We start from the raw sequence: 6,318 nt of genomic DNA on the forward strand, positions 1-6,318 counted from the left end.
AAACGAAAACGGCGCCCACGGGCGCCGTTCTGCTTGATGAGGGCCGGATTACTTTTTGCCCTTGCCTTGTTGGCTGAAGAGCTGGAAGGCCTCGGTCGAGGCGCGGGTCATCTGCTCGAAGGCAGCACGCGTCGTGTCCATCGCATTCTGGATCGCGGACATGGCGTTCTGGTCGGTGATCGGCATGCCCGAGAACATCTTCTGCATGGATTCGAACACGTCCTTGCTGCCGGTCGACAGCTGCTCGCCGACGAGCTTGCCGACTTCGGCCTGGGTACGGCTGGCCAGCTCGGCCATTTCGCGGGCACAGGCGAGCATCTTCTCGGTTGCGCTCTGGGTGTAGTGCGAACGCAGCTCCAGAACTTCCTTCGGATCCTTCGCCGAGGACAGCGCCTTGGCATTCTGGACGCCCTCTTCGAAGAGGCTCTTGGCGGTCGCGACCTGCAGCTCCATGATGCGTTGCGAGTTCTCGATCGACATCTGCGCGAGGCGCATCGCCGCTTCGAAGTTCTTCTTCTGGATTTCGTTGAACTGTTCCTGCTTGATCGCCATGTTCTTCCTCCACGAGCGCTGAAAAATTATCGAGGCTTTCGCTGCCCCTGCTGAATTCTTTCAACATAGCACGTCCGACAGGAGAAGCCGTGCAAGTGAAAGCTTATCCAAGGTATTTGATCACGAATGCTGCAACGCAGCAAGCGCGCCGGTGCCGAATTCGGGTGCAAGCGCCTGACGGCCGACCATAATGGAGCGTATCCCGGCAGTCTGAAGGTTGAATTGCCTGCCGAAGGCCCCATATCTCGGTCAACCCCAATCGGATAACGGATGGTCACATGCGCTTCGAAAAGCTCACCACAAAATTCCAGCAGGCCCTTTCCGATGCACAGAGCATCGCCAACGGCGGCGACCAGCAGTTCATCGAACCGGTCCACCTGCTCCTCGCAATGCTGGGCCAGGAAGATGGAGGAACGGTTTCGTTGCTCCAACGTGCGGGAGTGAACGTCCCGCCGCTCAAGACCGCGCTGGACAAGCTCCTCACGCGCTTGCCCAAGGTCGAAGGCCACGGGGGTGAGGTGCAGATCGGCCGCGACCTGTCCAATCTCCTGAACGTCGCCGACCGGGAGGCGCAGAAGCGCGGCGACCAGTTCATCGCGAGCGAAATGTTCTTGCTCGCCTTGTCCGAAGACAAAGGCGATACCGGTCGCCTGCTCAAGGAGCACGGACTCTCGCGCAAGCCGCTCGAAGCGGCGATCGAGGCGGTGCGCGGCGGTGCGTCCGTGGGTAGTCAGGATGCCGAGGGGCAGCGCGAGTCGCTGAAGAAATACTGCCTCGATCTTACCGACCGCGCGCGGGCCGGCAAGCTGGATCCCGTCATCGGCCGTGACGACGAAATCCGGCGGGCGATCCAGATCCTGCAGCGGCGCACGAAGAACAACCCGGTCCTGATCGGCGAGCCGGGCGTGGGCAAGACTGCGATCGTCGAAGGTCTTGCGCAGCGCATTGTCAACGGCGAAGTACCCGAAACGCTCAAGGGCAAGCGCGTGCTGTCGCTCGACATGGCCGCGCTGCTCGCGGGAGCGAAGTATCGCGGCGAATTCGAAGAGCGCCTCAAGGCGGTACTGAAGGAGATTGCCCAGGAAGAGGGGCGCATCATCGTCTTCATTGATGAACTCCATACCATGGTCGGTGCCGGCAAGGCCGAGGGCGCCATCGATGCGGGGAACATGCTGAAGCCGGCGCTCGCGCGCGGCGAGTTGCACTGCATCGGCGCCACCACGCTCGACGAGTACCGCAAGTACATCGAGAAGGATGCCGCCCTGGAGCGTCGCTTCCAGAAAGTGCTCGTCGACGAGCCTTCGGTCGAATCCACGATCGCAATCCTGCGCGGATTGCAGGAAAAATATGAACTTCATCATGGCGTAGACATCACCGATCCGGCGATCGTCGCAGCGGCTGAGCTGTCGCACCGCTACATCACCGACCGCTTCCTGCCCGACAAGGCGATCGACCTTATCGACGAGGCGGGCGCACGGATCAAGATGGAGATCGATTCGAAGCCGGAATCGATGGACAAGCTCGAACGCCGGCTCATCCAGCTCAAGATCGAGCAGGAGGCCGTCAAGAAGGAAACCGACGAGGCCTCGCAGAAACGTCTCCTTCTCATCCGCGAAGAAATCGAAAAGCTTGAGCGTGAGTACGCCAGCTTCGACGAGATCTGGCGTGCAGAGAAGGCAAGTGTCCAGGGCAGCCAACACATCAAGGAAGAGATCGAGAAGCTACGTGCACAGATGGCCGAGATGCAGCGCAAAGGTCAGTACGACAAGCTCGCCGAACTGCAGTACGGCAAGCTTCCCCAGCTGGAGGCGCAACTCAAGGCTGCCGAGACGGCAGGCAGTGGCGAGCGCAAGTTCAAGCTGCTCAGGACGCAGGTTGGAGCCGAGGAGATCGCCGAGGTCGTGTCGCGGGCAACCGGTATTCCGGTCAGCAAGATGATGCAGGGCGAACGCGAGAAGCTGTTGCACATGGAAGAGCGCCTGCATTCGCGGGTGGTTGGGCAGGACGAGGCCGTGCGACTCGTGTCGGACGCGATCCGCCGTTCGCGGGCGGGCCTGTCCGACGAGAACCGCCCCTATGGCTCCTTCCTCTTCCTCGGCCCCACCGGCGTTGGCAAGACCGAACTCTGCAAGACGCTTGCCGAGTTCCTGTTCGACTCGGAAGAGCACCTGATCCGAATCGACATGAGCGAATTCATGGAAAAACACTCGGTCGCCCGCCTGATCGGCGCGCCTCCGGGCTACGTCGGCTACGAGGAAGGCGGCTACCTGACGGAACAGGTGCGTCGCAAGCCCTACAGCGTCATCCTCTTCGATGAGGTCGAGAAAGCCCATCCCGACGTCTTCAACGTGCTGCTGCAGGTGCTCGACGACGGGCGGATGACAGACGGGCAGGGACGCACCGTCGACTTCAAGAACACCGTGATCGTGATGACGTCCAATCTCGGCAGCCAGATGATCCAGCAGATGTCAGGCGACGACTATCAGGTCATCAAGCTCGCCGTCATGGCCGAGGTCAAGACATTCTTCCGGCCAGAGTTCGTCAATCGTATCGACGAGGTGGTCGTGTTCCATGCCCTCGACGAACGCCATATTGCGAGCATCGCCCGCATCCAGCTCCAGTATCTCGAGAAGCGCCTGGCGCGGCTGGATATGGAACTCGAGGTCACCGACGGGGCTCTCGAGGAGCTGGCAACGGTAGGGTTCGATCCGGTTTTCGGTGCCCGACCGCTAAAGCGCGCCATTCAGGAGCAGATCGAGAATCCGCTGGCCAGAGCGATCCTGGAAGGGCAGTTTGCTGCGAAAGACAAGATTCTGGTCGGGACCGAGGGAGGGCGCATCACTTTCGCAAAGGCCTGACTGGGGCTCTGAGCGTCCCTGCGGGAGGGGCAGAACCCCCTTCCGCAGCTGCAGCCAAACGCAGTGTCTCAATATGCGTTGCGGTCACGGACGACCAGCAGCACCGTCTTCACGATGATCCACAGATCGAGCGAAAGCGACCATGTGCGAAGGTACTGAAGGTCGAACTCGATCCGCTTCACCATCTTTTCGATCGTGTCTGTTTCTCCGCGGTAGCCGCACACCTGCGCCCAGCCGGTAATGCCCGGTTTGACCTTGTGACGGACCATGTACCCCTTGATCAAACGTCTGTAGGTTTCGTTGTGCGCGACGGCATGCGGACGTGGTCCGACGATGCTCATGCGCCCCTGCAGGACGTTGATGAACTGAGGTAGTTCGTCCAGCGAAGTCCGGCGCAACACCGCCCCCACGGGCGTAACCCGCTGGTCATTGCGAGTTGCCTGGCGCACGTCGCCTCCATCGTCGCAGGAGGTCATGGAGCGAAATTTGTAGACGGTGATCTCCTTGCCATCCAGCCCATAGCGACGCTGTCTGAAAATAACGGGCCCCGGCGACGACAGCTTCACCGCGAGAGCCACTGCCAGCATCATCGGCGTGATCAGGACCAAGATCAGCAGCGACAGGGCAATGTCGGACAGCCGCTTCACCATGCCATCGAAGCCGGAAAACGGCGTCTCGCAAACCGCCACGACGGGCATCCCTCCTACATGATCGACCCGTCCCTGGATGAGATCGGTGACGAAAATGTCCGGGGCGAAGTAGATCGATGCGGTCGTGTCTTTCAGGTCATCCAGGAGCTTGAGAATTCTTGGCTGGCTCGCCATCGGCAAGGCGACATAGATGTGGTCGATCGAATGCTCCTTGGTGAACTGGGCCAGATGACTCATGGTGCCCAGGATGGGGCTGCTCCCGACCCCGTCGAGACGCTCCCGTCCTCGGTCATCGAAGAATCCCGCGAACGCAATGCCATTGAACGGGTCGTGCTCCAGTTCGCGTGCCAGGCGCAATCCGGTCTCGTTGCATCCCACAACCACGGCCCGGCGCTGATGTCTTTCGGACGCCATCACCTGCGACAGCAGCATGCGTGCAGCGCAACGTGTGATCAGCCAGACGACCGGCAGTCCGGCGAGCCACGCGATCACGACCTCTTGAGGAAAGTAGTGAACATAACCGCTGGCGTAGCCAAAGGCGAGCAGTACCGCCGAGATGAGGATCCACGACGTGAACGTCTTGCGCAGCATGCGGCGGGTCGTGTCGCGCAGGTGGAAATCACCTGGAAAAGTAAGTGAAAACGAGACCAGACCCACGATCACGTACGGCGGACCGAAGCGCTCACCGAACACGGCAGCTACGACGAAGAGCAGCGCAGTGGCCGCTGCCGGATCAAGTAATGACTCGATCGCACGCGCTGCGGAAAATGATCCCCGCCACAGCATGCCGTGTTTGTAGCTTGATGCAAACATGGTAAAAGGTGCGCCTTACAATTTCTAACAGCATACTGCAAAGCAATGCAAAGGTCATTCAGGCGGGGAGCATGCGTGAGATAAAAAATGGCATAGGAATCATGCAAATATGCATATACCAGTTTCAGGCGATCCCGGATGCGGTGAGGCGCGTGCGTCCGGCGTCGTCTGCAATGGCTCTCCTTGCCCTGTCCGTTCCGCCGGTTCTGGCGGCTGACGGCGATGCGCTGGGACTCGCCGTTTCGCACGAACTCGTGCGCGACGACAACCTATTCCGTTTGCCCGACGATGTTCGTCCAGTGATTGATGGCCACGTCAGGCAGCGATCCGACACGCTTAACGTGACGACGCTTGCGGCAACTTTCGATCGCGCATACGGCCGGCAGCGAGTCGTCGGCGAACTGGGTATCAGTCGTAACGACTACCTCGAGTTCAACCACCTGGACTTCACTGCGAAGAATGGTCGGGGGGCGTGGCTGTGGGGGCTCGGTAAGCAGTGGAGCGGAACCGTCACGACCGAGCAGTCAGAGAGTTTGCGCAGCTTTGCCGACCGTGGCACAACCGTGCGCAGCGTCAATACGTACCGCCGACATGCGGTCGACGCACGCTACCGTCTTGATCCGCGATGGGCGGTGGGCGTCGGCTGGGTGCGCGCGGACAGTCGCTATGACGAGCCGCGGTCCTCCGGATCCGAGTACGTTGAGGATGCATTCGAGGCGCTTGCGCAATACAGCTCGCCGGCGGACAGCACGCTTACCTTCGTCGCTCGAGGCGCCACTGGCCGCTATCCCGGACGTTCACGCAGCGAATCGTCCATTGGCGGCTACGAACAGCGCGATATCCTGCTGCGGGCAAACTGGGTGGCCAGCGGCCACAGTCGCGTCAGCGGCACCGTTGGGTACACGTGGCGCGAGTACCCGCACGTGAGCGAAAAGAACTTCAGCGGCCTTACCGGCCGCCTCACCCATGACTGGACGCCAAGCGGAAAGATCGGGTTGGGGGTGACGGTGCGGCGCGAGATCGGTGCCCGCGAAGACGTTGCAGACAATTTCGTGATCACCCGGGCGGTTTCCGTCGATCCCACATGGGCTGTGAGTAGCAAGATTAGCAGGGTGATGCAAAAACGCGCGACACGGTGTCAACCGGGGGGGCACGGATTGATTTTCATGACGACTTCCTCGCCGGAATTGGATTTTCAATTCGGCTCGAATTGCCCAAGCGGCCACCGGCGTGTGCCGTGGAGGCCCTTTTTGCTCCGCAGTTCACGCCTTCACCCCCGAATCACTCAATTTCGCGATTCTAAGCAGGTTGTACGCCGCGCCAGAGATGAAGGCCGCCATCTGGGTCTTCGCCTGCCCGATGAATCGACTCTTGCGCATTCCACCGACCGTTTTAAGCCAGCCGAAGATTTCCTCGACCCGTTTGCGCTTGCGTTGGCTGATTCG

At 60.6% G+C, this 6,318-nt stretch carries 4 protein-coding genes and 1 pseudogene; 2 read left to right on the top strand and 3 right to left on the bottom strand.

The genetic code is table 11. The annotated features are described in order from the left end of the window. Positions 1 to 48: 48 nt before the first annotated feature. On the bottom strand, positions 49 to 552 hold the full coding sequence (locus tag BW991_RS10195; RefSeq protein ID WP_076601977.1) for a phasin family protein: 504 nt from the start codon (positions 550 to 552) through the stop codon (positions 49 to 51). A 278-nt stretch (positions 553 to 830) separates the two neighbouring features. On the opposite strand from BW991_RS10195, the gene clpB reads away from it, so the two are divergent. Beyond that, positions 831 to 3,410: an ATP-dependent chaperone ClpB gene (clpB, locus tag BW991_RS10200; protein WP_076601978.1), complete on the top strand. Its 2,580-nt coding sequence runs from the start codon at positions 831 to 833 to the stop codon at positions 3,408 to 3,410. A 68-nt stretch (positions 3,411 to 3,478) separates the two neighbouring features. On the opposite strand, the gene BW991_RS10205 is transcribed toward clpB, so the two are convergent. Beyond that, positions 3,479 to 4,873, bottom strand: coding sequence for an undecaprenyl-phosphate glucose phosphotransferase (locus tag BW991_RS10205; RefSeq protein ID WP_076601979.1), 1,395 nt, complete (start codon positions 4,871 to 4,873; stop codon positions 3,479 to 3,481). Between the two features lie 173 nt (positions 4,874 to 5,046). On the opposite strand from BW991_RS10205, the pseudogene epsL reads away from it, so the two are divergent. Then, a pseudogene (epsL, locus tag BW991_RS24425) lies at positions 5,047 to 5,985 on the top strand (XrtB/PEP-CTERM-associated polysaccharide biosynthesis outer membrane protein EpsL); the annotation flags it as partial. Positions 5,986 to 6,135: 150 nt separating this feature from the next. Here epsL and BW991_RS10210 read toward each other — a convergent pair. Continuing rightward, positions 6,136 to 6,318: transposase (locus BW991_RS10210; protein ID WP_139335914.1), on the bottom strand; the 183-nt coding region annotated here is incomplete at its 5' end.

Origin of the sequence: Aromatoleum tolulyticum (genome assembly GCF_900156155.1) — a bacterium.
Taxonomy (GTDB): Bacteria; Pseudomonadota; Gammaproteobacteria; order Burkholderiales; family Rhodocyclaceae; genus Aromatoleum; species Aromatoleum tolulyticum.

Coding starts and splice junctions, on each gene's coding strand:
- clpB (WP_076601978.1), top strand. CDS start 831: ATGCGCTTCGAAAAGCTCACCACAAAATTCCAGCAGGCCCTTTCCGAT.
- BW991_RS10205 (WP_076601979.1), bottom strand. CDS start 4,873: ATGTTTGCATCAAGCTACAAACACGGCATGCTGTGGCGGGGATCATTT.
- BW991_RS10195 (WP_076601977.1), bottom strand. CDS start 552: ATGGCGATCAAGCAGGAACAGTTCAACGAAATCCAGAAGAAGAACTTC.